The 24,809-nt window shown below is 59.4% G+C and carries 18 protein-coding genes; 9 read left to right on the forward strand and 9 right to left on the reverse strand.

The annotated features are described in order from the left end of the window. The first annotated feature begins 153 nt into the window (after window positions 1-153). The 3 genes from Q0D41_RS06285 (at window position 154) to Q0D41_RS06295 (ending at window position 4,827) form a co-directional block, all read left to right on the forward strand. Window positions 154-2,220: a translation factor GTPase family protein gene (locus tag Q0D41_RS06285; protein ID WP_294376799.1), complete on the forward strand. Its 2,067-nt coding sequence runs from the start codon at window positions 154-156 to the stop codon at window positions 2,218-2,220. 195 nt (window positions 2,221-2,415) lie between these two features. After that, complete coding sequence (locus Q0D41_RS06290; RefSeq protein WP_294376800.1) at window positions 2,416-3,318, forward strand: LysR family transcriptional regulator; 903 nt, start codon at window positions 2,416-2,418, stop codon at window positions 3,316-3,318. A gap of 372 nt (window positions 3,319-3,690) precedes the next feature. Beyond that, complete coding sequence (locus Q0D41_RS06295; RefSeq protein ID WP_294376801.1) at window positions 3,691-4,827, forward strand: 5-methyltetrahydropteroyltriglutamate--homocysteine S-methyltransferase; 1,137 nt, start codon at window positions 3,691-3,693, stop codon at window positions 4,825-4,827. A 159-nt stretch (window positions 4,828-4,986) separates the two neighbouring features. Here Q0D41_RS06295 and Q0D41_RS06300 read toward each other — a convergent pair whose 3' ends face one another. Further along, window positions 4,987-7,107: a DEAD/DEAH box helicase gene (locus tag Q0D41_RS06300; RefSeq protein ID WP_294377027.1), complete on the reverse strand. Its 2,121-nt coding sequence runs from the start codon at window positions 7,105-7,107 to the stop codon at window positions 4,987-4,989. Window positions 7,108-8,076: 969 nt separating this feature from the next. Between Q0D41_RS06300 and Q0D41_RS06305 the strand changes: the two genes are divergently transcribed. Next, window positions 8,077-9,888 (forward strand): ABC transporter ATP-binding protein, encoded by a 1,812-nt coding sequence (locus Q0D41_RS06305; RefSeq protein WP_294376815.1) that lies wholly within the window; start codon window positions 8,077-8,079, stop codon window positions 9,886-9,888. A 172-nt stretch (window positions 9,889-10,060) separates the two neighbouring features. Here Q0D41_RS06305 and Q0D41_RS06310 read toward each other — a convergent pair whose 3' ends face one another. The 3 genes from Q0D41_RS06310 to Q0D41_RS06320 all read right to left on the reverse strand — a co-directional run bounded on the left by Q0D41_RS06310 (window position 10,061) and on the right by Q0D41_RS06320 (window position 12,380). Next, window positions 10,061-10,837: a dimethylarginine dimethylaminohydrolase family protein gene (locus tag Q0D41_RS06310; RefSeq protein WP_294376832.1), complete on the reverse strand. Its 777-nt coding sequence runs from the start codon at window positions 10,835-10,837 to the stop codon at window positions 10,061-10,063. A gap of 77 nt (window positions 10,838-10,914) precedes the next feature. Next, on the reverse strand, window positions 10,915-11,775 hold the full coding sequence (locus Q0D41_RS06315; RefSeq protein WP_294376834.1) for a hypothetical protein: 861 nt from the start codon (window positions 11,773-11,775) through the stop codon (window positions 10,915-10,917). A 329-nt stretch (window positions 11,776-12,104) separates the two neighbouring features. Beyond that, on the reverse strand, window positions 12,105-12,380 hold the full coding sequence (locus Q0D41_RS06320; protein ID WP_294376836.1) for a hypothetical protein: 276 nt from the start codon (window positions 12,378-12,380) through the stop codon (window positions 12,105-12,107). Between the two features lie 451 nt (window positions 12,381-12,831). Between Q0D41_RS06320 and tnpA the strand changes: the two genes are divergently transcribed. Then, a complete protein-coding gene (gene tnpA / locus Q0D41_RS06325; RefSeq protein ID WP_294376838.1) occupies window positions 12,832-13,290 on the forward strand; it encodes an IS200/IS605 family transposase in 459 nt (152 codons plus the stop codon). Window positions 13,291-13,527: 237 nt separating this feature from the next. Here tnpA and tsaA read toward each other — a convergent pair whose 3' ends face one another. The 3 genes from tsaA to Q0D41_RS06340 all read right to left on the reverse strand — a co-directional run bounded on the left by tsaA (window position 13,528) and on the right by Q0D41_RS06340 (window position 15,462). Then, the gene (tsaA, locus tag Q0D41_RS06330) at window positions 13,528-14,259 is read right to left on the reverse strand and encodes a tRNA (N6-threonylcarbamoyladenosine(37)-N6)-methyltransferase TrmO (RefSeq protein ID WP_294376840.1); all 732 of its coding nucleotides are present in this window, start codon (window positions 14,257-14,259) and stop codon (window positions 13,528-13,530) included. Between the two features lie 54 nt (window positions 14,260-14,313). After that, window positions 14,314-14,877, reverse strand: a complete 564-nt coding sequence (locus tag Q0D41_RS06335) for a metallophosphoesterase (RefSeq protein WP_294376841.1) — start codon at window positions 14,875-14,877, stop codon at window positions 14,314-14,316. 96 nt (window positions 14,878-14,973) lie between these two features. After that, window positions 14,974-15,462: a hypothetical protein gene (locus tag Q0D41_RS06340; protein ID WP_294376843.1), complete on the reverse strand. Its 489-nt coding sequence runs from the start codon at window positions 15,460-15,462 to the stop codon at window positions 14,974-14,976. Between the two features lie 323 nt (window positions 15,463-15,785). On the opposite strand from Q0D41_RS06340, the gene Q0D41_RS06345 reads away from it, so the two are divergent. Continuing rightward, window positions 15,786-17,204 (forward strand): FAD-binding oxidoreductase, encoded by a 1,419-nt coding sequence (locus Q0D41_RS06345; RefSeq protein WP_294376845.1) that lies wholly within the window; start codon window positions 15,786-15,788, stop codon window positions 17,202-17,204. Window positions 17,205-17,755: 551 nt separating this feature from the next. On the opposite strand, the gene Q0D41_RS06350 is transcribed toward Q0D41_RS06345, so the two are convergent. Next, window positions 17,756-18,637 carry a GTP pyrophosphokinase family protein gene (locus tag Q0D41_RS06350; RefSeq protein ID WP_294376846.1) on the reverse strand — a complete coding sequence of 294 codons (882 nt, stop codon included), beginning with the start codon at window positions 18,635-18,637 and terminating at the stop codon, window positions 17,756-17,758. Window positions 18,638-18,809: 172 nt separating this feature from the next. After that, entirely contained in the window at window positions 18,810-20,234 is a 1,425-nt protein-coding gene (locus Q0D41_RS06355; protein ID WP_294376847.1) for a lanthionine synthetase LanC family protein, read from the reverse strand. Between the two features lie 545 nt (window positions 20,235-20,779). Here Q0D41_RS06355 and ilvD point away from each other — a divergent pair. From ilvD to ilvN, 3 genes are read left to right on the forward strand one after another with little or no spacing between them, the layout of a single operon-like run. Next, window positions 20,780-22,456, forward strand: a complete 1,677-nt coding sequence (gene ilvD / locus Q0D41_RS06360; RefSeq protein WP_123219791.1) for a dihydroxy-acid dehydratase — start codon at window positions 20,780-20,782, stop codon at window positions 22,454-22,456. After that, window positions 22,453-24,315, forward strand: coding sequence for a biosynthetic-type acetolactate synthase large subunit (gene ilvB / locus Q0D41_RS06365; RefSeq protein ID WP_294376855.1), 1,863 nt, complete (start codon window positions 22,453-22,455; stop codon window positions 24,313-24,315). Before ilvD ends, ilvB begins: the two co-directional genes overlap by 4 nt. After that, a complete protein-coding gene (ilvN, locus tag Q0D41_RS06370; protein ID WP_294376858.1) occupies window positions 24,315-24,797 on the forward strand; it encodes an acetolactate synthase small subunit in 483 nt (160 codons plus the stop codon). The genes ilvB and ilvN overlap by 1 nt, the downstream gene beginning before the upstream one ends. Window positions 24,798-24,809 lie beyond the last annotated feature (12 nt).

The following is a 24,809-nucleotide window of genomic DNA, read 5'->3' on the forward strand; positions in this document are numbered from 1 at the left end:
CTTCCGAAAGTCTCGATGGAGCCGCCCGGGGGCGTGGAACCGGTTCTTAAAATGCCCGTTTATCCTGGGGTTTCGCTGCGTTACACTGAAAAAGCATTCGTTGCATCGTTAACCTGCGAGTAGGGGATAACCCAGGAAGAGACGGTGGTATCAATGGCAGCTCCCGAGACGTTGCATGTCCGCAACATCGTGCTGGTCGGACAAGATGGTGCGGGCAAAACTTCACTGGCCGAAGCCATGCTCTACATTTCCGGCCAAACGCCGCGCATGGGCACTACGCACGACGGAAAATCGTACCTCGACTACGATGCCGAGGAAATCAAACGCAAGTTCACCATGGGCACCTCGGTCGCGCCCATTCCGTATAAAGATTACAAGATCAACCTGCTCGACACGTCGGGCCACCCCGATTTCATTGGCGACACGCTCGCGACCATGCACGCCGCCGAAATGGCCATGTTCGTGGTCGACGCCGTGGAAGGCCCGCAGGTCATGACCACGAAGCTGTGGCGCGAGGCCGAAACCATGCGCCTGTCGCGCTCGGTGTTCATCAACCATATCGACCGCGAGCACGCCAACTTCGACGTTATCATGGCCGCGCTGCACGCCCGCTTCGGCGCGCGCCTGGGCGTGGTGACCATTCCTATTGGGGTCGATAAAGATTTCAAGGGAGTCATCGACATTCTGCGCATGAAGGCGCGCTATTTCGAAGGCGATTCCGAACGCGTGGAAGAAATCCCCGATGAATACCTCGAGCAGGCCCAGGTGGCGCGCGACAAGCTGTGCGACTTGGTTGCCGAAGCCGACGATGACCTTATGATGAAATATCTCGATGGCGAAGAGCAGCTCACTCAGGCAGAACTCGAGGGCCTGTTCGACAAGGCCATCGCGCAGGAGCTGTTCATTCCCGTGTTCGTGGGTTCCACCATCATCAGGCAGGGCATTCAAGGCCTTATGGAAGACATCTGCACCTACTTCCCGCATCCCACGGCGCATGGTCCCATTCCCACGGCCGATGGCGGCGAAGTGAAGGTTTCCAAAGAAGGCGAGCCTGCGTGCTTCGTGTTCAAGACCCTGGCCGACCCTTATGTTGGCCGCCTGAGCTTCGTGAAGGTGCTTTCGGGCACGCTGGTGCCGGGCCTCGAGCTGCTGAACGCACGTACGGGCAAAAAGGAGCGCCTGGGCCACGTGTGCGTGATGAAGGGCAAGGAAACCACGCCGGTGAAAAGCGCCATGGCGGGCGATATCGTGGTGGTGCCGAAGCTCGTCGAAACGCGCACGGGCGACACGCTTTCGGAAAGCGGTAGCATTGCCATCGCTCCGTTGCCGTTCCCCATTCCGCAGTACCCCGTCGCCATTGAGGCCGTGAACAAGAAGGAAGAAGACAAGCTGGGAACCTTCCTCGCGCGTGTTGCGGAAAACGATCCGACTGTTCGCATCGAGCGTCACGAAGATACGCATCAAACGGTCGTCACAGCGATGGGCGAGGCGCAAATCGACACCATTTTGAGCCGTTTGGCCGCCCAGGCGAAGGTCGAAACGAAGCTTGTTCCGGTGCGCATTCCGTATCGCGAGACCATTCGCAAGACGGCCGAAGCTGAGGGTCGCCACAAGAAGCAGACTGGCGGCGCGGGCCAGTTCGGCGATTGCTGGTTGCGCCTGGAGCCCAATCCCGGGTGCGGTTATGAATTCGTCGACGCCATTAAGGGCGGCGCGATTCCGGGTGGCTTGGTCCCTGCGGTCGACAAGGGCGTGCAGGAGGCTATGGCTGAAGGCGTTATCGCGGGCTACCCCATGGTCGATGTGAAATGCACCGTGTTCGATGGTTCGTATCATCCGGTCGATTCCAACGAGATGGCGTTCAAGACAGCGGCGCGCATCGGTTTCCGTGCGGCGTGCGAGCAGGCGACCCCCGTGGTGCTCGAGCCTATGGCCACGATGAGCATTGCTGTGGGCGAGTCGTATGCAGGCGCGGTGATGGGCGACATCTCCACGCGTCGCGGTCGCATTATCGGCACCGACTCAAACGATGCTGGTGAGACGGTCATTATGGTACGCGTGCCGTATGCCGAGGTCGTAAGCTACACGAAAGACCTGCGCAGCATCTCGCGCGGTTCGGGCAGCTACACCATCGAGCTCGATGGCTACGAGCAGGCTCCTGCCGATGTGCAGAAAAAGCTCGTCGCCGAATACGAGGCCAAGCGAGCGGCCGGCAACTAACGATTTGCAGATGGAACCTGTTAAATGCTTGGAGCGTTTAACAGGTTTTCACCCTCGCGAATGGAACAATGGGGCAGGGGTTTATCCCCTGTCCCTTTTTTGATGTAGGGAATGCGCTCAAAGCTCGTAGCGTTGAGCGGGTTTCGTGTGCTCTTGCGCTACCATGGGCGCACGCACCCGTCGGAAGGTCCGCTCATGAAACTGCAGCAGCTCGTTTATGTCACGAAAGTCGCGGAATGCGGCAGCATTACCGAGGCCGCGCGTAGGCTGTACGTTTCGCAGCCTTCTATCACGAGCGCGATTCACGACCTTGAGCAGGAAATGAACGTGCATATTTTCGACCGCACGAACAAGGGCGTGGTAGTTTCGGAAGAGGGCGAAACATTTCTCGGCTACGCGCGCCAGGTGCTTGAACAGGCCGAGCTGCTCGAAGGCAAATACAAGAATCCGGCGCAGCGCGTGCCCCATTTCAGCGTGTCGTGCCAGCATTATTCGTTCGCGGTGAACGCGTTCGTCGACGTGATTCGCGAGTTCGATGCCGCGCGCTACGATTTCACGCTTCGCGAGGAGCAGACGCACGAGATTATCGAAGATGTCGCCCACATGAAAAGCGAGCTTGGCGTGCTTTACCTGTCGGCGCGCAATCGCGAGGTTATTGGAAAGATGCTCGCCGCCAATGAATTGGTTTTTGAGCCGCTGTTCCGGGCCGAACCGCATGTTTTCGTGTGCTCGAGCCATCCGCTCGCGTCTCGCGCGTCGGTCACGCTCGACGATATGGCCGATTACCCGTTTTTGTCGTATGAGCAGGGCAGCTTCAATTCGTTCTACTATTCCGAAGAGCTCACATCCACGCTCGATCGGAACAAGAATATTCGCGTGCGCGACAGGGCGACGTTGTTTAACCTGCTCATCGGCCTGAATGGTTATACAGTATGCTCAGGCGTGATTAGCGCCGAGCTCAATGGCGCGTCGATTATTTCAGTGCCGCTCGATATCGATGAGTATATGGAAGTGGGACTGGTCACGCGCAAGGGCACGCAGCGTTCGGTATACGGCGCGGCGTATGTTGAGGCGATTCGACGACATATTCCGCAATAGGGTCGAGGTGGCACGAAGCGAAGCGCGCGCGGTGACTTGCCACTTTGTGGCGCATTCTCGCAGGTCGCCCAACGGTGGCCCCATGCTTCCGTTCTGGTTTGCGCGACGGCGCTCTTGGGTAGCTTGGCTCGTTAGCGCCGTGACATTGACTCATTGCCTCGGCAGCTCGTCTTAGCACCGTGAGCTCGTGGCGCGTTCCGAGGGCTGGCATCCGGCAGCTCGGTTTTCGACAGGCTGGCCGTCTGCGTCGCTCTTTGCCCTAGCCATAGGAAAAACCTATCACAAAAGCAAAGTTATTCGTATTTCGCAATCGCAAAGCAGACCTGCATACTGTTCGACAGACATTAAACCAATTCGAACAGAGGGTTAAATATGACTGCGAATTCTGTAACTAATGCGCCGTTTCGCTGCGATATCGTCGGCAGCTTTCTTCGTCCCGACGTGCTGAAACAGGCGCGCGCCGACTTCAATGCGGGCATCATCGACGCCGCCCAGCTCAAGACTGTTGAAGACGTGGCCATTCGCGACCTTGTCGCCAAGCAGAAGGCTGCGGGCCTGAAGGTTGTGACCGATGGCGAATTTCGTCGCAGCTATTGGCATCTCGACTTCATGTGGGGCCTTCAGGGCATTGAGCGCCGCACGAGCCGCGAGGGCTATATGTTCCACGATGAGGAAACCACGGCCGATACCGCGGTGGTAACGGGCTCGATTTCTGGCGAGAACCACCCGTTCGTTGAGCATTTCAAGTTCGTGCAGGCGCTCGCTGGTGACGACCACGTTGCGCGCCAGACCATTCCTGCGCCCATCCAGACGTTTTCGGAAGTGACGCTCGATCGTTGCGATGGCCAGCAGGAAAGCCTGCGCGGCGTGTACGCGACCGACGAGGAGCTTGCCGATGCGATTGCTGTCGCATATCGCCAGGTGATCGCCGATTTGTATGCCGCGGGTTGCCGCAACATTCAGTTCGACGACTGCACATGGGGTATTTACTGCGACACCGATTTCGTGGCGAAAACGGGCATGCAGGCCGTCGATATCCAGAAGGTGAGCGAGCTCGGCGTGGCGCTGAACAATGCCTCCATCGAGGGCGCGCCCGAAGACCTCGTGATCAACACCCACGTGTGCCGCGGCAACTACCACTCCACCTATGCGTTCGAGGGCGGCTACGATCCGGTGGCGCCGTACTTGTTCGCGCACGAAAACGTGAACGCGTTCTATCTGGAGTTCGACACCCCGCGTGCGGGCGGTTTCGAGCCTTTGGCTCACGTCGCCGAGGGCAAGAAGGTTGTGCTCGGCCTTATCACGTCCAAGCAGCCCGGCTTGGAGGATAAAGAAGCGGTTAAGGCGCGCATCAAGGAAGCGTCGAAGTACGTACCGCTTGAAAACCTGTACCTCTCGCCGCAGTGCGGCTTCGCGAGCTGCGAGATTGGCAACAAGCTCACCGAAGAAGAGCAGTGGGCGAAAATCGCGCTCATCCAGGAAATCGCCGCCGAGGTGTGGGGCGAGTAACGCGGCGAGTGGTGTGTAGGGCGCGCAACGTGCGATTGCGGAAGGTTTCATGGTGCGACCGTCACATAGCCGTTGCTTGTGATGAATATGAAAAAGGGCTGGTCGCTTGACCAGCCCTTTCGTGTGTTTGCGGAAAATGGGGATTAAATCCGTTGCCGCTTAGCGACGTCCGCCGCGACCGGGACGATTGCCGCTCTTGCCGCCGCGGTTGCCGCCATTGGAGCGGCCGCCGCCGAAGCTGCCGCCACGGTTGTTGCCGCCGCGACCGCCGAAGTTGCCTCCGTTGCTGCGGCCCGCGCCGCCCTTGCCGGAGCGCTGGAAGCCATCAGAATGGCCGCCATTGCCGGGGCGTCCGCCGCCGTTGTTCGGACGGTCGCCGAAGCCCTTGCCGCCGAAGCTGTTGCTGCGGTTGTTGCCGCCGCGGCCGCCGTTGCCGTAGTTCTTCTTGCCGGGCTTGCTGCCACGGCCGTCGGAGTACTGCTTGTCGGCGTACTTCTTGCCGCGTGCGCCGCGGCTGCCGCGCTCGTCGTCGAAGAAGCTGCCCTGGTAGGCTTCGTTGCGCGGGGTGTCCCAGCTGCCGCGCTTGCCGCCGCGGTCGTTGCCGCCACGGCGATCGTCGCGGTCGTTGTACTTGCGCACGCGACCGTTGCCACGGCGCTCGTCGCGGAAGCCGTCGAGGTCGCGGTCGTTATGGTTGGCCATGCGGCTGCGCTTGCCGGGCTTGCCCTTCGCGCCGCCCTTCTTCGAGAAGGAATCGTACGAATAGCCGCCCTCGTCGTTGCCGCGCTTTTTGGACTTCTTCTTGCCGCCTTCCATGTTCGGCGTGTCGAACATGGCTGCGTAAGCTGCGTCGGCTGCGGCCTGGCGCTCGTCCAGGCTGCGCTTCTTCTCGCCGCCGTTGTTGTGGTGCGGATTGGCGGGAATGTACTCGATGCCTGCGGCTTCGGCTTCGATCTTGCGCTTATGCTCGGCGGAACGCTCCAGGTCACGTTTGCGAGCGCCCTTCTTGCCGCCTTTGCCCTTGCCGCGATCGAACTTGCCTTCGCCACGGCTCTTGCCGCCCTTCTTGCCGCGGCCCTTCTTCTCTTCGAAGAAGTAGCTCTCGTCATCGGCGAGCAGGCGCTCGTCGGCGCCTTCCACCGGCTCGAAGGCATCAGCCGAAACCTCGAAGTTCATCTCGGGAATTTCCTGGCCCGTGAACTTCTGAATGCTGCGCAGCAAGTTGCGCGTGTCGGGCGTCACGAGCGACACGGCGAAGCCATCGGCGCCCGCGCGACCCGTACGGCCAATGCGGTGCACGTAATCTTCGGGCATCATGGGCAGGTCGTAGTTCACGACGTAGTCGACCTCGGGTACGTCAATGCCGCGGGCGAGCACGTCGGTGGCGACGAGCACGTTGGTCTTGCCTTCGCGGAAGTTGGTCAGCGCGCGGCTGCGCTGGGCCTGGCTGCGGTCGGCGTGAATGGCCTCGGCGGGAATGCCGATGCGGCGAAGGCGCTTGCAGCAGTTGTCGGCGCCGCCTTTGGTGCGGGTGAACACGATAACGCGGTAGCCACCCTTTTCCTTGATGAAGGAGTTGAGCAGCTCGGGCTTTTGGCGACGCGTGGTTTTAATCACGTACTGGTCTACTTTGTCGGCCGTTTCGCCGCGGTGGGCGATTTCGACAATTGCGGGGTCGTTCAGAATGCTGAACATGGTTTTGTCCTGGCTGCGGTCGATGGTCGCCGAGAACAGCAACGTCTGGCGGTTTTCGGGCGTGGCCTCGACAATGCGCTGGACCTGGGGCCAAAAGCCCATGTCGAGCATGCGATCGGCCTCGTCGAGAACGAGCACCTGAACCTGCGAGAGGTCGGCGGCGCCGCGCTCCATAAGGTCGATCATGCGGCCGGGGGTCACGATGGCCACGTCGAGACCGCGCTCGAGCTTCTTGATTTGCGGGCCGTATGCCACGCCGCCCACGAACGTGCCCACGAAGTGGTGCGTGTGCTTGCCGATGGGCATGCACGTGTCAGCGATCTGGCTGGCCAGCTCGCGGGTGGGGGTCACGATGAGCATGAAGGGGCCGCGGTCGTTGCCTTCGCGGTGGCCCAGCTGGTCCATGGAAGGAAGCGAGAACGCGGCGGTTTTGCCCGTGCCGGTTTTTGCGGCGGCGATAAGGTCGCGGCCCTGGAGCACCAGCGGAATGGCCTGCTCCTGAATGGGGGTTGCATCGGTGTAGCCGAGGGTGTCAACGGCTTCAAGGGTCTGCTCGGAAAGGCCGAGCTCAGCGAACGTAGTAATGACGTGCTCCTTTGGTCAGGTGCTTTAACGCGATGCGAATTGAATGCGAGGTCGCACGTAGCACGAGGCGAGCGGGCATGCGAGCGAAAAGGGTGCGTGTGCAGCCGTTTCTGCGGGCATGGCGGACGTGGCGTTCGCAGTCGCAGGGCGACGTGCGAGAGCTACGGCCAAAAAGTCGCAAAGTGCCAAGCGGCATAAAGCCGCAGCGAAAGTCAGGCGGGCGAGGTGCCAGCCTTGTCTGCCATTTCTTTTGGATTGTTGCGCGAAACGCGAGAACAACCCGCCATGTGAGGCCAATCGTCGTGTGCGGAGCCCCGGGCGAGTTACATGGGGAAGCGGGGAGTCAATCCGCATTCACCGAGCCGCCAAGGCTCTTGGGCGCAATCGATATGCGATCGAATAAAGCGCGGTTAAAAACAACGTTGGCTATTATGCCTGGTAATGCATGAGCGAAGTGCGGGCAAGACATAATTCACGAAATTCTTATTGCTAGCGTGCTTTAGTGTGATATAGTGCGTCGCAACGAAAGCGCGGCGCGCGTGCGTCGCAAACGATTTTCCGAAAGGAGCCACCAGCATGAAGAACGCTCAGAACAACCTCATGAACTGGTGGTGGCGTGATGTGAATACGGTCGGTCGACTGTGAGTTCCTCACGCCTTTCATAGCTTGGTGAACAGGGGCCCTCGGTTAGACCGAGGGCCTTTTTGTATGCGCCGAACTTTCCTGCGGCGCCGCCGGCAAAAGGCATCGACCGCATTCGCATCACGCGCCGCCACTTCCTCGAACAACACTCATTCAGCCTGCTGATCAAGCTCCCGACCTGTTAAATGCTCGTAGCGTTTAACAGGTTTTGTCCATCAAGAAGGCTTTGAACGTTGAAGGCCAGAGCCCGTGGAAACATTTGCAAAACTCACAGTGACTAAAAGTAACGAAGTATAGAAATGTATTTAGGTTTCTGAAAGGGTAGCCATGAATTCGATCATTGAAGTCAAAGATGTGACGTTCACGTATTCCGGTGCGCAGCGTTGCGCGCTCGAACACGCTTCGCTCGCTGTGGCCGAGGGCGGGTTCGTGAGTATTATCGGCCCATCGGGTGCCGGCAAGTCGACGTTGGCGGCCGTGATGTCGGGCGCCGTGCCGCACCACTTCGCGGGCGAGCTGTACGGCGCATGCCTGGTTGATGGGCGCGATACGTGCGAGGTTACCCTGACCGATGTGTCGCGCCTGGTGGGAAGCGTGTTGCAAGATATCGACGCCCAATTCGTCGCGTCGAATGTGCGCGATGAGCTGCTGTTCGGGTTGGAGAACTTCGGCGTGCCGCACGAAGAAATTCCCGCGCGCATGCAACAGGCGCTGGAAACGGTGGGTATCGAAGATTTGCGCGACCGCGAAATTGCCACGCTTTCGGGCGGCCAGAAGCAGAAGGTGGCCATCGCCGCCATTCTTGCGCTGCGCCCGCGCGTGCTGGTGCTCGATGAGCCCACGGCGGCGCTCGACCCGGCGTCTTCGGCGCTCGTGTTCGAAACATTGCGCGAGGTGAACCGTTCAGCCGGCATCACCGTGGTGGTAATCGAGCAGAAGGTTGCGCTGCTCTCGCAATACTGCAGTCGCGTAGTTGTGCTCGACCAGGGAAAATTGATACTCGACGGTACGCCTCGCGAAGTGTTTGCGCATGGCGAGCAGCTTCGCTCTATTGGCGTTAACAGCCCGCGCGTCGCCCGTGTGTCGAACTCTCTCGCGGCGGAGGGGCTGTGCGAGGCGGGCAATCCGGCGCTTTCCGTTGATGAGGCGGCGGCGCTTGTTGCCCGCGTTGTAGGCGCAGGCGTGCGTGGTGCCGATGCCGAAGGGGTGCGTGCGGCGTCTGGTGCGTCGAATGTGCTTTCGAATGCGATGATTTGTGACTCGTTGATTGACAGCGATCCCGTTGTTGTTGCCCCATCGCCCGCGCACGCTGGCGAGCCGGTGGTTCGTTTCGAAGGTGTAGGCTATTCGTATCCAGGCGGTGGCGCATCGGTGCGAGCGCTCGATTTTGAGGTATTCCCTGGTGAAATCGTCGGCATTGTCGGCCAGAACGGCGCGGGAAAAACCACGCTCACCAAGTTGCTCAACGGTTTGCTCAAACCCGCCGAGGGCGATGTGGTTGTTGCGGGGCTGAATACGCGCGAAGTTCCCACGAGCCGCATTGCACGCCACGTGTCCACGTTGTTCCAAAACCCCGATCGTCAAATTTGCAAAGACACCGTGCTCGACGAGGTTGCGTTCGGACTGTTGCTCCAAGGGGTTTCAGCAGATGAAGCGGCTGCGCGCGCGAAGGGTACGTGCGAGCGATTCGGCCTTCCGCTCGATGAAGCGCCGTTTTCGCTATCGCGCGGCCAGCGCCAAATGGTGGCGCTTGCGTCGGTCGTGGTGGGCGAGCCGCAGGCCATCGTGCTTGACGAGCCTACGAGCGGTCTGGACTACCGCGAATGCATGACGGTTATGGAAACCGTGCGCGATATGGCGGCCCGTGGCAGTGCGGTGGTTATGGTGTGCCACGACATGGAAGTGGTGAGCGATTTCGCCGATCGTCTGGTGGTTATGGCGAATGGCGAAATTCCAGGAAGCGGCACGTGCGCCCAGGTGTTCGCGAATGACGGTCTTATGCAGCGCGCCTGCGTCGAGCCGCCCCAGGCCATCGCGCTTGCGGAAAAACTCGCGGCCGAAGTGTCGCCGGCGTTTTCGGGGCTTTCCGAAGTTGCCGATATCGTTGCGGTTGCAAAGGAGTTGGCTTGCCGTGCTTAACGTGATCGACTACATGCCGGGTGACACGCTGCTGCATAGGTTGAACCCCGTGGTGAAGGTGGCGCTTGCCGCGGACTGTCGTAACGACCTGCGCGCATGAAAAAGGGAGCCGATTGCTCGACTCCCTTTGTGCATGTGCGCGAATGGCGCGTTTGCGAATGCGCTGTGCGAATTAGAAGCGCAGGCTCAGGCAGCTCAGGCCGCCGTCGATCTTGCGATACTCGGACGTGTCAACGGTGAGCGTCTTGTAGCCCAGATCCTGCACGGCCTTGAGCACGGTGGGATAGCCCTCGGGCACGATGACGGTGCCGTTGACCCAGATGCAGTTGGCGGCGTAGGCCTCGTCTTCGGGAATTTCAACCTTGTTGTACTTCTCGAAGTCGGGCTTGGTCTTGAACTCGCCGGAAACGAGCATGTTGTTGTCTTCCAGGTAGTTCACGCCGGTCTTGAGGTGCAGCACGTACTCCAGCGGCACTTCGCTGCCCGAAAGGCCCCAGCCCTCGAGAATCTCGATGAACTGGCGAATGCCCTCTTCGTTGGTGCGGGCGGAACGGCCCACATAGAAGTGGTCGCCGACCATCATGACGTCGCCGCCCTCGAGCGTGCCAGGAGCGGTGATGTAGGCGATGTGATCGTCGTCGAAGAACTGGCGAATGGTGGGCTCCATTTCCTTGGCCTCGCCATTGCGGGTGCCGGCGCCCGGGTTGTCGATGATGGCGCCGCAGCGGGTGATAACGGCGGTGTCCTCAACGAAGCAGCTGTCGGGATACTCTTCCATTGCGGGAAGCACGGTAACGTCCACGCCGCACTGCTTCAGGGCCTCGATGTAGGCGTCGTGCTGCTCAATCGCCTTCTCGTAAATCGGCTTGCCCAGCTCAGGCGCGCTGGTGATGCCGTCGCACAGCGATTTGCCAGGGCGGCGGACAATAACGTGGGAAAACTTAGCCATGGAAAGTTCCTCTCTCTGCGAACGTGGCTATAGTCGCGCGTTGCGCGGCTTTCCAAACGGCCTCCATTGTACTCCCTTTAGGCGAATACGTCTCGGAGGGAGGGGCCGAGTTTCTTCGCGCACGATCGAGGCAACTTCCCCATAAACTCCTTTGTGAGCCTCGCGCGCGTTTGCGTGCCTGCTTTCTTATAGATGCTCGTTGGGTGACGCTGCGGCATGCGAAGCGATATTCCCAGGTCATCGGCAATTTGTTTGAGCGGGCGCTCGTCGCAAGCCACGGTGCGCAGCACGTCGGTCTCGCGTGGCGTGAGGCCGCATCGGGCGATGAATTCCGCCTTTAGCTCTTCGGCGGAAGGCGCGCTTTCGGCGGCGCGGCCGGCTTCGATAACCTCGCGTTCGCGCACGGTCGAGGGCAAGCGGAACAGCCCGGCTCCAATGAATGCGGCGCTGGCCAGCATAAACAGCGCAATTGAGGCAATCATGACGGCAACGACGCCCGACTGCGTCAGTGCGAGCGATGCGCCTGAAATGGTGAACGCGCATACGTTGTTTGCGGCGCGGCCCATGCCCGCCCACAGCTGCGGCGTGCGCATACGCGGCGCGAGCTGCAGGAACATGGTGGTGAAGAATGTCACGAAGAAGCCCGAGCTGAAGTAGAACACGATGAGCCCAATAATGGGGCTTGCGCCAGCCCCGACGGCCAGAATGGAGATAATCGACAGCAGCATAACGCCGAACATGACAAATCCCATGTAACGGCGTTCGCGAATGTCGAATACGATGCCCGCCATAAGGCCGTTTGCCGCCAAAAAGAGGCGTGGCCATTCGTCGACCGCGATGGAGCCTTGCGTGTCGGAAAGCGTGGTTACGCCGTCGAGCGTTGAAAACAGGCAGGCCAGAATCGCGACCAAGGCAACCGACCAGAGCGCGCGGCTCAAGGGCTGGGTATCTTCCGTCGTGCTGGCGTTTTTTCGTCGTGCAAACGTTTTCCCCATGGCGTTCGGCGTTGGTGTCGTCGCGCGTAAAGAAGAGCAGCGCTCCTAGCGCCGTGGCTCCTGCGCAGAGCATGGCGACTTCCCATGCGCCCGTGGGAATGAATTGGTTGTTCGCGAATTGCAGCAGAATGCCTGCTGCATAGGCGGCACCAGCGCCTTTGGCGAGTGTGGGGCTTCCTTCGAATGTGCGAGCCATGTTCCAGTGGGCTTCCGCTCCCGCGCACCCCAAAAATAAGAAGCCTGCGCATCCGGCGATTTGCAGTGCGGTGGCGTCATCGAGCATAAGGACGGCGATAAGGCACGCGATGGCGCCTGCAGCTTCGGCGAAGGGCGCCCATGCCTGCGCGCGGAAGTTTCGAGAGCGCTGCGAAGGCGAGAAAGCCCACAACGCTTGCGCCCAAGATAAGAGCCTGCGCGCCTACGACGCCTTCTGCTGGCAGAAGCGTGCCCATGCGCCTGTCGAAGAAAAACTCGCTTCCCAAAAACGCGAAGGCGAACAGCGCGAGAGCGGTAAGCGATTTGAGGGTTTTTCTTTCGATTGACAGCATGGATTATCCTCAACATATATATAAAGCGCCGGTGCACGAAGGCGCCGGCGTGGTAGGTGCTTTTGCGTGTTTCCTATTGTAGTGGTGGGTGGGGGCGTTTCGCGCGTGCAATCGTGAACATGGGGTAAAAGATGGGCTTTTCGCACCGCTTGCGCCGCGCCGGCAATGCGGCGAGGGAGCTTTACGCGTTTGTCTGGTTTACTTCCCAAGCATGCTTTTGTGAAGATAATCAAACTATTTTACCAGATAAACACCTAGGTTCGTATATACGAACCTAGGTGTTTTCTTCGTATTTGCAGGCTCATGAGCCTGTGGGCGCGCGCAGCGCGGCCACGAAAAACCACCCGCTATGCGGGTGCGCGTCGAAGGCTCCGCCCTTGCCTTGGGGGCGGCCGCCGAGCGGAGTAAGATGCGCTTGTTCAGGACGCACCGGCCCGGAAGGGCGGCCACCATGGCAAACCAGGCGAACAGCCTGTCCCACACGAAGTGGATGTGCAAGCACCACATCGTGTTCACTCCGAAGTATAGGCGAAAGGTGATCTATAACCAGCACAGGGAATCCCTCGGGGAGATTTTCCGCAACCCCTGCAGGTACAAGGGCGTCGAGATAATCGAGGGACACCTGATGCCTGACCACGTGCACATGCTGGTCAGCATCCCGCCCAAGATCAGCGTCTCGAGCTTCATGGGGTACCTGAAGGGCAAGAGCGCGCTCATGATGTTCGACAAGCACGCGAACCTCAAGTACAGGTTCGGCAACAGGCGCTTCTGGTCCGAGGGCTACTACGTCTCCACCGTCGGGCTGAACGAGGCGACGATAGCGAAGTACATCAGGGGGCAGGAGGCCCACGACATCGCGCTGGGCAAGCTCGGCGTCAAGGAGCACGAGGACCCGTTCAAGAAGAGGTAGGGAGCGGCCCCTTTTTAGGGGCTGCCGGCAACACGAAGGCCGCTTTGTGCGGCCCGCGAGAGACAAGGGCGGTCGCGCCCTGAACGAAGCGAAGGGCGGCGCCTTGAGACGCCGCCCGGTAACCCTCGGCCTTATAGGCCGTGAGCAAACCACCCTTTTGAAGGGTGGTCATGATTGGTCCAATCTGCAGATGTGCACGCTGAGGGGCGTCCGGCTTTTGTGCCCTGGCGAAATCGCTTATGCGCTTACGACTCCAACCACATGCAGCGTGTCGCCGCCTACGGTGAAGGCGACGTCATGAGTGGCGAAGGCCAAATGGTAGACGCGGCTCGGGTCGTGCTTGCTTCCGGCGCGGCGTGGGTCTTGGCGCAATACTTCCACGAGGCCCTCGAGCTTGTCGCCCTCGATGCGCGCCTGCAGCGCTTCGGGGAAGTCGACGTCCAGTTCATGCCAAGGCACATCGTCAATGAAGCCGCCGGTCGCTTCGGGATGGCAGTCGGCGAAGGGAATATAGGGCTTGATGTCGAAGATGGGCGTTCCGTCGCGCAGATCGGCGCCCAACACATGAATAATCGGGCCGTCGTCAGTGAGCTCGACGCGGTCGATTTTGACGCAGGTCAGCCCAATGGGGTTGGGGCGGAATGGGCTTCGGGTTGCGAACACTCCCATGCGCTCCGATCCGCCCAAGCGCGGAGGCCTCACCGTGGGCGACCAGTTCGCGTTCGTGCCGCTTTTGTCGTCGGTGGCGGCATCTGCTGCAATGTCTTGCGCGGTTCCGCCTGGCGTGCCGTTCTCAAATTCCCAAAGCAGCCATGCGTGCGAGAAGCCGTCGAGTCCCGCGACGGCGCTATTCAGCGCAAACTCGGGCTCGAAAACGATGCGCCCTTGCAAATGGGGCGCCAGAAAGCTGTTGCGAGGAATGCCGAACTTCTGGGGAAGGTCGGTGCGAATATGCGCGATGGGCTTCATGCTGCGGTGTCTCCTGTGGTGCTTGAGGCGTCGGATGCTCTTTCAGGTTCCTTCTTACCCCATTCGAGAGTGCGATTGCGTGCCTTCGAAGAATTTCAAAATTTCAGCGAGGCTTACGGGTGCATAGTCGTTTGCGTCAACGCCCACGTCGTATCGAAGAATGCCGCGCTCGCGGTTGCGCTCGTTGTTAGTGGGGCCCTTGGAGTGCACGTGGCCATGCAGCGCGATGGCGTCGCGGCGTTTTCCGTTCCAGCTCATAATGGGGTAGTGGAACAAAACGAGCTTATGGCCGCGCGCGTAGCCGGGTGCGATTTCGAGATAATCCTGTTCGGTTTCGAAAATTCCCGCCCCTGCACCCGTCGACCATGAATCGTCGTGGTTGCCGCGAATGAGGTGCACGTGCTCGCAAGCGATTTGCCCGCGCAGGCGGCGTGCGTTTTCGGCGGTTGTTTGATATGCGAAGTCGCCCAGCACATAGAGCGAGTCGCTGGGCGCCACTCGTTCATTGATTGCCGCGATGAGCCCTTGATTCATGCGCTCGATGGTCTCAAACGGGCGATTCATCTTCGAAAGAATGCTCGAATGGCCGAAGTGCAGATCGGCGGTGAACCACATCATGGGCGGCCTCCAGGGGGGATTTATCGGGTTTGGATGTGGCTATTGTAATGGCCGCGCGGTTTATCGGCTGGCGGATGCCACGAAAAGCCGACTTCTTTACGAGGCCGGCCCCGAATCTACGATTCTGATGTAGCCGCTTTTCCCGGGATCGATTATTTCCGAGTTGGGATCGTAGAGAAAACGGCATTCTATTTTGTCTCCGATGGCGATGACGCCGCCGCCTTCGATAGGCGCGTTTGCGTTGAGATATGCAGTGTCGAGGATGAAGCCGCTTGATTGGTCCCTGTCGACTTTAATTTTTGCGATGCCGGCGCCATCGAAATCCTCAACGGTGCCTACGAGTGCCCAGAGGACGACGAAGGGGCCGCCGTTGCTACCTTCGGGCGTGGGAGGGATTTCATCGATTGCCTCATGGTTGAACGATTCGTAATGGAACAAAATGGTGTCGCGATCGTAAATGGGCGTGTGCGATTCGAATTCGTTCGGGCAAGGGCCAAGCTTTTCTTGCTGGGGTGAGCAACCGCAAGAAAGAAGTAGCACCGCAAGCGCGGTGAGCGCAAGAAAAGGAATTTGAAGATTAGTCAACCCGGCCTCCTCTCTGGGCTTAGCTGAATATTGTAATGCCTAGTGTTGGCCGGTGAAGCGGGCACCGTTATCTTCTCGGCCGATTGTCGATATGCGGTTGGACCCGCTTTCTGTTTGTGGCCGTCTCTTCCATCCGCGGCTGACAATCTGCCGTTCGCCGCTGCAATGTGCCGCTCATTCGTGAGGCGTTATCGGCTGGATACATTCGCACTCTAGTGTGCTAAAGTTCGTCGAACACAATGAAACTTTATACGGTGTTAATTGCGCTGCGGTTGATTTCTGCCGTGCGTCGCTGTGCGTTGTAAGCACATGGAAAGGAAGCCATGGTCGAATATAACGAACTCACGGACGAGCTTGTCGCTGAGCTCGCCGCTATCGTCGGCGAGGACAATTGCCTTACGGGTGGGGACATCAACGAAGACTATTCGCACGACGAGATGCCTATTTACGGCACGCACATGCCTGACGTTGTGGTTCTTCCTGCAAACACCGATGAAGTGTCGGCCATTATGAAGCTTGCGAGCGCGAACAATATCCCCGTAACGGTGCGTGGCGCGGGAACGGGCTTGGTGGGTGGCAGCACGCCGTTGGCGGGCGGCATTGTGCTGTGCACCATGCGCATGGACAAGATTCTCGAGTATGACGAGAACAACCTGTTCGTGCGTGTGCAGCCGGGTGTGCGCCTGTGCGATTTGGCGGCCGATGCAATCGACCACGGCTTCATGTACCCGCCTGATCCAGGCGAAAAAACGGGATCTGTGGGCGGAAACGTGTCCACGAACGCCGGCGGTATGCGAGCCGTGAAGTACGGCACCACGCGCGACTATGTGCTTGCCATGACGGTGATTCTGCCGAGCGGCGAGGTGCTGCGCCTGGGCCGCGAGGTCGCGAAAGCAAGCTCGGGCTATAGCTTGCTGCACCTGATGATTGGCTCGGAGGGCACGCTTGGCATTATCACCGAGCTCTCCATGAAGCTTATCCCCAACCCCAAAGAAGACATGAGCTTCATCCTCTCGTTCAGCGACATTCAAACCGCCATTGCCGCCGTGCCGAAAATCAAGCTCGCGGGCTTGAATCCGCAGTCTATCGAGTTCATGGAGCGCGATATCGTGGATTCTTCGGCCGAATACACGGGGAACAAAATCATTCCCACGGTGGTCGACGGCAACGAATGCGGCGCATATATCCTGGTCACGCTCGATGGCAACGACGAGGACGAGATTTTCCAGCGCGCCGAAACGCTGGCTGAAATCGGCGAAGAAGCGGGCGCCTTCGACACGCTCGTTATCGAGCATCCGGCCGATAAGGCGGCGGTATGGGCGGCGCGCAGCGCGTTTCTCACGGTGATCGAGGCCGAAACCGAGTATCTCGACGAAATGGACGTGGTGGTTCCCGTCGATAAAATCGCCGAATTCCTGGGCTTTATCCATGATACGGGCGTCCAGAACGACGTGCTTATTCGTTCGTTCGGCCATGCAGGTGACGGCAATTTGCATATTTATTGCTGCGGAAACAACATTGAACGCGAGGCGTTTCTTGAGAAATCGACGCGCGTTATGCGCGCGGCATACGCGAAATGCAATGAACTGGGCGGCCAGGTTTCTGGCGAGCACGGCATTGGACACGCGAAGAAGGAATACCTGCGCGAATCGGTAGGAGATACGGCGTTTTCCCTGATGGCAAGTATTAAGCAGGCGTTTGACCCGAAGAGCATTCTGAACCCTGGTAAAGTTTGCAACTAAAGCAGCAGTGCTGGGCGTATGGATATGCGTCCTGCATGGCGAAATGGGAAGAACCTGCGATTTTGGGTATGAAGCGCATTTCTCGGGCGGAGCGGGCTGGACTTGCTCCGCTTTCTTGTTTTAGGGGATTTGTGGCTCTTGCCCCTCGCGAGAGGCGCGGCGAGGCCGAAAACGATCCTATTTCATGCGACGACTATGATGGGTTCGAGATTTTGCCACGCGGGATGGCGGGCAAAGCATTGAGAAGTCTTATAGAACGGTCTGCCTTTCCTGGAGCGAAGTTGACGGTGGGCGAAATGCGGTTTTGGGATACCCGTAGGCGAGGTATTGGGTCGAGCTGTTGCCTTAAAACGGTTCCAGCGTAAAGCGAAGTGCCCGTTTTTGCCAAAAGTTGCGAATTCGGGGGCTTTTCGGCGCTGAAAGCAAGGGAGCTTGGCCTGATTTGCAAGATATATCTTGCAAATCAGGCCAAGCTCAACCATGAAACAGCTCGTATGGGCCTTCGAAGTGCGGTAGTTCTGGCAAATACGCCCCCGAATTCGCAACTTTTGTCACTTTTTGGCGATTTGTTTTACGCTGATTAGGTCGGCGATAGTTTGCAATGACAGGTCGGTCGCCGCCATCTCGTCGGCGCAGCGCTTGAGCTCGGCCTGTAAAAACTCCTGGTTAGGTACGTCTTTCTTATATTTGAGGTCGTGCTCGATGCTTGCCCAGCTATCCATTGCGATGGTGCGGAGTTGAACTTCGACGCATATGCGCCGGCCGAATTCGAAGCGATCATCGCCGGCCGGCGCTTCAGCTTCCTTTGGCTCGACGGCGTCAAATGTGCCCGTTGTGTTCAGCTGGTCAATAAGTTGCGATAGGGAAATCTCTTGCGCTTCAATGGCCGCTTTGGCCGCGGCTCGCCTCGTTGCATCGGGGTCGAGCTCCGAGTCGTTCGCGCGCGCAAGAATCATGTGGTAGCTGCGATATCCGTTTGGCTTGGGGTGCAAAATGTAGTCTTTTTCCTGTACGACCTCGAAGCATGGGAGCTCGCGAATGAACTGCGCGACCGACGCAACGTCGTCGACGAGCGGACAAATCACGCGCACGCCAGCTGCGTCATGCACGGCATATACGGCATTCTCGGCAGTAGGCTTGTATCCGCGCTTGACGAGCTTTTCCCTCATGCTGTCGGGCGACTTAATGCGCGTTTTCCACGACGAGATGGGCTTGCGCTCGCGGTTCATGCCGCGCTCCATTAAATATGTCTCGAGGGATATCTCAAAACGCCAGGTAATTTCCTTTAGTTTCTGTAAGTAATCGCCATAGAAATCGGCATCGGGCGGCAAATCGATCGAGGGAAGAGATTGCTCTTCGGCCTCGGTGGTGCCTGAGTGGGTTTCGGCGCGTTGCTGCGTGCCGACGGGTTGAAGAGTGCTCGATGGCTGCATGTAAGCTTCCTTTCCGCGCACCCACTATGGTACGGGCGCAACGCCGCGGAAACGCCGCAGTTGCGCGGCCGTTACCAACCCGATGCCTGGCGTTCAGATGCTGGCAAGACGCTTGAATATGAGGTGCGCGTGGAATGTTTTACCGGTGGCGTGACTTGGGACGGGCTTGCGTTTAGCGGCGTGGGTCCTCGGGAAAGGGATCGTCGATCATGCGTGGCCAGTGATAATCGTCGCGTTCGAGCATGAACAGTTCGAGCAACGTGGATGCGATGCCAGCTGCGCCGTCGTAGAAACCGATGCGCTGCGAGAGTTCTTCGGGGTGCACTCGCTCCCATGCGAAAGGCCAAGAGGCCGACCCGTCGGCGTGCATTTTCATCGAGCCCAACAATATATCGCCGCAGCGTGTGGCGAACTCGCGCCAGCGCGGCGACCCATCGATGCAGTAGAGACCCAAGAATGTATGCGCCATGCCGGCGTGACCGCAGCAGTAGCATACGGTATTCCAGAGGCCGGCCGACATATGCTCGGGTGCGCCGAGCGCTTCGGCTCCGTCGGCGAGTTGATCGACCATCGTTGCCCAACGAATATCGTTGTCGAGGGTCCCCATCAGAGTGGGGAAGCGCAATGTTCCTGCGATGCCGTGGCAATATCCCAAGTAGAAGACGGTGAATTCGTCATCTCCGCCCAATTTGTGGGGGAGGAGCTTGCCTCGTTTTTGCGGCACGGCTACGGCGTCGAGAAAATCGGCGCATCTGCGTGCAACTTCAAGATAACGCGCATCGCCCGTGATGCGGAAAAGATGCGCGAGCAGATACCCCGATCCAGCGCTCCCGAAGGCGAAATTCGGCCAATCGAATGGGGTTTCGATGCCCGCACCGTTGAAATCAATGCCGCCGCGCGGGCTTTCCGCGCCCCAGTGCAGGTATTGTGCGCCAGCGGCCTTGATGAATTCAAGCAACTGCTGATCGCCGAACGTTTCGTAGAGCGCGATGAGGAATAGCATAATGCCGCCGTCCATCAGCAACGCGGGGCTGCCGGTCCAATAGGGGCCGCTTTCGCCTTGTTGCGCAGATTCATCGGTATAGAAGCGTCCGATTGCTTGTGCCGCCCGGCGATACTTTTCGGCGTCTCTGCTTTCCGCGAAGGTTTTAGCGCCTTCGATGAGCACGAGGCCCACGCCGCCAACGCCCATGTGGGCGCCTAGGTGCACGCCAGGCACGCCCTCGCGGTTATCTTGGAAGGCGGCCTGTTCGGGAAGTAGCAGGTCGCGCCAATGCGCGGCTGCATAGGAAAGTCCGCAGCGTGCTTTCTCGGCGAATTCGGCGCTGCCGGTGACCTCGGTGAGTTTCAGATAAAAATACGCTACACCGGCCGACCCGCTGTATAGCGATAGATCGATTGGCTGGCTCGCGTCCTGCTGCCAGAAGATGCCTTCGGGCGTCTTGCGCTCGAAGGTTGCGATCCAGCGTTCGGCCGATAGCGCCGCATTCAGGTAATCGCTCGCGTTTTGCGCGTGGTGTGTCGGGAACGGTTTTCCGGGGGCGTAGGCCATGCCCTGCGGCGCCTGATTCGATTCGATTGAGCATGCTTCGCACATGGTGCTTCCTTTGACTTCCTCAATTTTTTTCACGAGGACATTGTGACGCAGCAGGGCTTTGTTTGACGAAGATTTTTCGATTGCCGATTGTTTGGCGGCCGCATTTGGACGCTTCACGGCCAGTGGCGCGCGTTTGCGTGCGGGCGGCTGATTGGTTTCCGCTCGCAGCGAAAAGTTATCTGTTCACAATCCAGGCAACTGTTTTGTGAAATTCGTTCACTTTATCGCATTAAAGCGCGATAGCCCCTTGCGCTTAGCCGTGCGCTCCGTATAATCAACGTCACTCAATAAATGCGACGACAGGGCGAGTAGGAACGAATCCATCCCACAGCAAGCAGGCGTGCTGAGAACCTGCGGTGGACGGCTCCGAAAACTCCCTCGAGCAGCGAAGCTGAACGCAGCTGGTCAACGCGGAACACCCACCGCGCGCCACCGTCAGTATGCAACGCCGGCGCCTTCCGTGATAAGGCATCGAGAGCGAAGTGTCTTCGGTCGACCGCATTCCTTGGGCTAGCGATAACGCTTGAAGGAAGAAGGAAGAAACGATGCAACTTCGTAGCGATGCCGTTAAAGTTGGCGTGGCGCGTGCTCCCCACCGCAGCCTGCTGAAGGCCGACGGCCTTACCGATGAAGAAATGAAGAAGCCCCTCGTCGCGGTGTTCAATTCCCGCAACGACATTATTCCGGGTCACAATAACCTCGATAAAATCTGCGAAGCCGTGAAGGCTGGCATTTATATGGCCGGCGGCGTTCCGTTCGAGATTTCCACCATCGGCGTGTGCGACGGCATTGCCATGAACCACGATGGCATGCATTACTCGCTCGTTTCCCGCGAAGCCATCGCCGACAGCTTCGAATGCGCTGTTCAGGGCCATCAATTCGATGCTGCCGTATGCATTCCCAACTGCGACAAAATCGTTCCCGGCATGGTGCTCGGCGCCCTGCGCGTGAACATCCCCACGGTGTTCGTTTCCGGTGGTCCCATGCTTCCCGGTCATGAAGCTGGTTGCAACTGCGGCCCCACGACCGACCTGAACACCTTGTTCGACGGCGCGGGCCAAGTGAGCGCCGGCACGATGACCGAAGAGCAGCTCAAGTACTACGAAGATACCGCATGCCCCACGTGCGGCAGCTGCTCGGGCATGTTCACCGCGAATTCGATGAACTGCCTGTGCGAGGCTTTGGGCATCGCGCTTCCCGGCAACGGCACCATCCCCGCCGTGTACTCCGAGCGCCTGCGTCTGGCAAAGCATGCAGGCATGAAGGTCATGGAGCTGCTCGAAAAGGGCATTTGCATCAAAGACATCATCTCTGAGGCGGCAATTCACAACGCCATGGAATGCGATATGGCGTTTGGCGGCTCCACCAACACGGTGCTGCACCTGACCGCCATCGCCATGGCGGCCGGCCACCCCATCACCATGGACGACTGGGACGCGGCAAGCGCCCGCACGCCGCACTTGGTGAAGCTGCAGCCTTCTGGCCCGCGCCCGCTTATCGACCTGTATGCCGTGGGCGGCGTGCCGGTTGTCATGCATGAGCTCAACGAGCTGGGCCTGCTCGACGAAAGCGCGATTACCTGCATGGGCCCGCTTCCCGAGTACATCGCCAACTGCACCAAGCCGGCCGACGGCGAGGTGTGCCGCAAGCATGACAACCCGTTCTCCAAGGTGGGCGCCCTGCGCGTGCTCCATGGCAACATCGCCCCTGATGGCGGCATCGTGAAGAAGAGCGCCGTCGACCCCAGCATGCTCACGCATACCGGTCCCGCCCGTTGCTTCAACAGCGAGGAAGAGGCCTGCGAGGCGATTTTCGCTGGCGAAATCAAGCCCGGCGACGTGGTCGTTATTCGCTACGAGGGCCCGAAGGGTGGCCCGGGCATGCGCGAAATGCTCACGCCCACGAGTGCCATTGTTGGCATGGGCCTGTCCAAGAGCGTTGCGCTTCTGACCGACGGCCGCTTCTCCGGCGCCTCGAAGGGCCCCTGCGTTGGCCATGTGAGCCCCGAAGCTGCAGCGGGCGGCCCCATCGCCCTTATTGAAGACGGCGATCAGGTCACCGTTGATATTGAAGGCGGCAAGCTCGAGCTTCATGTAAGCGACGAGGAACTCGCTGCTCGCCGCGCCGCTTTTGTGGCGCCTGCGCCCAAGCATAATCACGGCGTGCTTGCCAAGTACGCGAAACTCGTTTCAAGCGCCGACAAGGGAGCGTATGTCTCATGATGAACACCTTGACTGACAAGCTGGCTCAAAAGCAGCTCGCCATTGAAGGCAAGCCGCTTGGACCCGGCAGCCATACCGAGCACGAGGGCAAAACGATGACGGGCGCCCAGGCGATTATTGCTTCGCTTGAGGCCGAAGGCGTCGATACCGTGTTCGGTTACCCCGGTGGCCAGGCCATCAAAATTTACGATGCACTGTACGACAGCAAGAAGCTGCACCATGTGCTCGCCCGCCACGAGCAGGGCGCCACGCACATGGCCGATGGTTACGCGCGCGCCACGGGCAAGGTTGGCGTTGTGCTGGTAACGAGCGGCCCGGGCGCCACGAACACGGTGACGGGCATCGCGACCGCATACATGGATTCCATTCCCATGGTGGTTATTACGGGCCAGGTCACGCGCGGCGTTATTGGCACCGACTCGTTCCAGGAATCCGACATCGTGGGCATCACCATGCCTATCGTGAAGCACAGCTTCCTTCTGCAGTCGACCGACGACCTTACCGAGACGTTCCGCGAGGCCTTCTACATTGCTTCGACCGGCCGTCCGGGTCCCGTGCTCATCGACATTCCGAGCGATTTGCAGGGTGCCGAAATGGTGTTCCACTATCCCGATAGCGTGAACATTCCCAGCTATCGCCCCACGTACAAGGGCAATGCCAAGCAAATCAAGCAGGCGACCGCGCTTATTGAGACCTCGAAGCGTCCGCTGCTCTACGCAGGCGGCGGCATCGTGAGTTCCCACGCGTGCCAGGAATTGAAGGCGCTCGCGGAAGCTATGCAGATCCCCGTGGTTACCACGCTGCTCGGCAAAGGTTGTTTCCCCAGCTCGCATCCGTTGAGCTTGGGCCCCGTGGGCATGCATGGCTCCAAGTACGCCAACATGGCTATGACGGAATGCGACCTCATCATTGCCGCCGGCGCCCGCTTCAGCGATCGCGTGACCGGCAAGCTCGATGAATTCGCGCCGAACGCCAAGGTCATCCATATCGATATCGACCCGGCCGAAATCGGCAAGATTCGCGAGGCGAACGTGCCTATCGTCGGCGACGCCCAGGGCATTCTGGGCGGCATCGTGGCCCAGCTCGAGAAATCGGGCGCTGAGCCCGTCGACGCCGAATGGGTCGAAACGGTGGATGAATGGCGTGAGCGCTGGCCGTATTACGACGACCAGTTCAACGACTATCCGAACCAGATTGTTCCCGAGGTTGCGCTCGACGAACTTTCCAAGCAGCTCGACTCCGATAACTCCATCGTGACGACCGAGGTTGGCCAGCATCAGATGTGGGCCCACCAGCACATTGGCCGCGAGCATGCGCGCTCGTTCCTTTCGAGCGGCGGCTTGGGCACCATGGGCTTCGGTTTCCCCGCGGCTATCGGCGCCAAGTTCGGCTGCCCCGACAAGCAGGTCGTGTGCGTTGCCGGCGACGGCTCGTTCCAGATGAACAGCCAGGAAATGGCGACCGCGGCTATCAACAACGCCGCCGTGAAGGTGTTCCTGCTCGACAATCGCGCCCTGGGCATGGTGCATCAGTGGCAGAAGCTGTTCTATCACGAGCGCTATTCGTCCACGATTCTCGACCCAGTGCCCGATTTCGTGAAGCTCGCCGACGCATACGGTTGGGAAGGCGAGCGCATCGAGAAGCCCGAAGAGGTGGCTCCCGCGATTGCGCGCATGCTTGCGAGCGATAAGCCGTATTTGCTCGACGTTGCCATTTCTCCTGACCAGAACGTGTATCCCATGGTTGCGCCGGGCGCTGCGCTCGACAACGTGATTGGCGCGATTGACGTTACGCTTGGCGCTGTTCGCGTGAACGGCAAAGGCGTCGGCAAGAAGGACGAAAAGGAGGGCGAGGAATAATGAAGCACATCCTTTCCGTGTTGGTTGAAAACAAGTCGGGCGTGCTCTCGCGCGTGACCGGCATGATTTCGCGCCGTGGCTTCAACATTGAGTCGCTTACCGTTGCCCCTACCGAAGACTCCACGATGAGCCGCCTTACGGCAATCGTGAACGCCGACGAGGTTGGCTACGAGCAAATCACCAAGCAGCTGCACAAGTTGGTGAGCGTGTACAAGATCACCGACCTCACCGACGAAGACGCAATCGAGCGCGAGCTGGCATTGTTCAAGGTGAGCGCACCGGCCGATCGCCGTCACGAGATTATCGAGATCGCGAACGTCTTCCGAGCCAATATCGTGGACGTGGGTAAAAATTCGCTCACGATCGAAGCGACGGGTGACGAAAGCAAGCTCGAGGCGATGGAGGACCTCTTCCGAGCCTACGGTCTGAAGCAGCTCGTTCGAACCGGCAAAATCGCCATGTCGAGGAATTCGAAGGACTAGCCAAGTCATTCT

It is taken from the genome of uncultured Slackia sp. (assembly GCF_934630525.1).
In the GTDB taxonomy this organism is placed as follows: Bacteria; Actinomycetota; Coriobacteriia; order Coriobacteriales; family Eggerthellaceae; genus Slackia.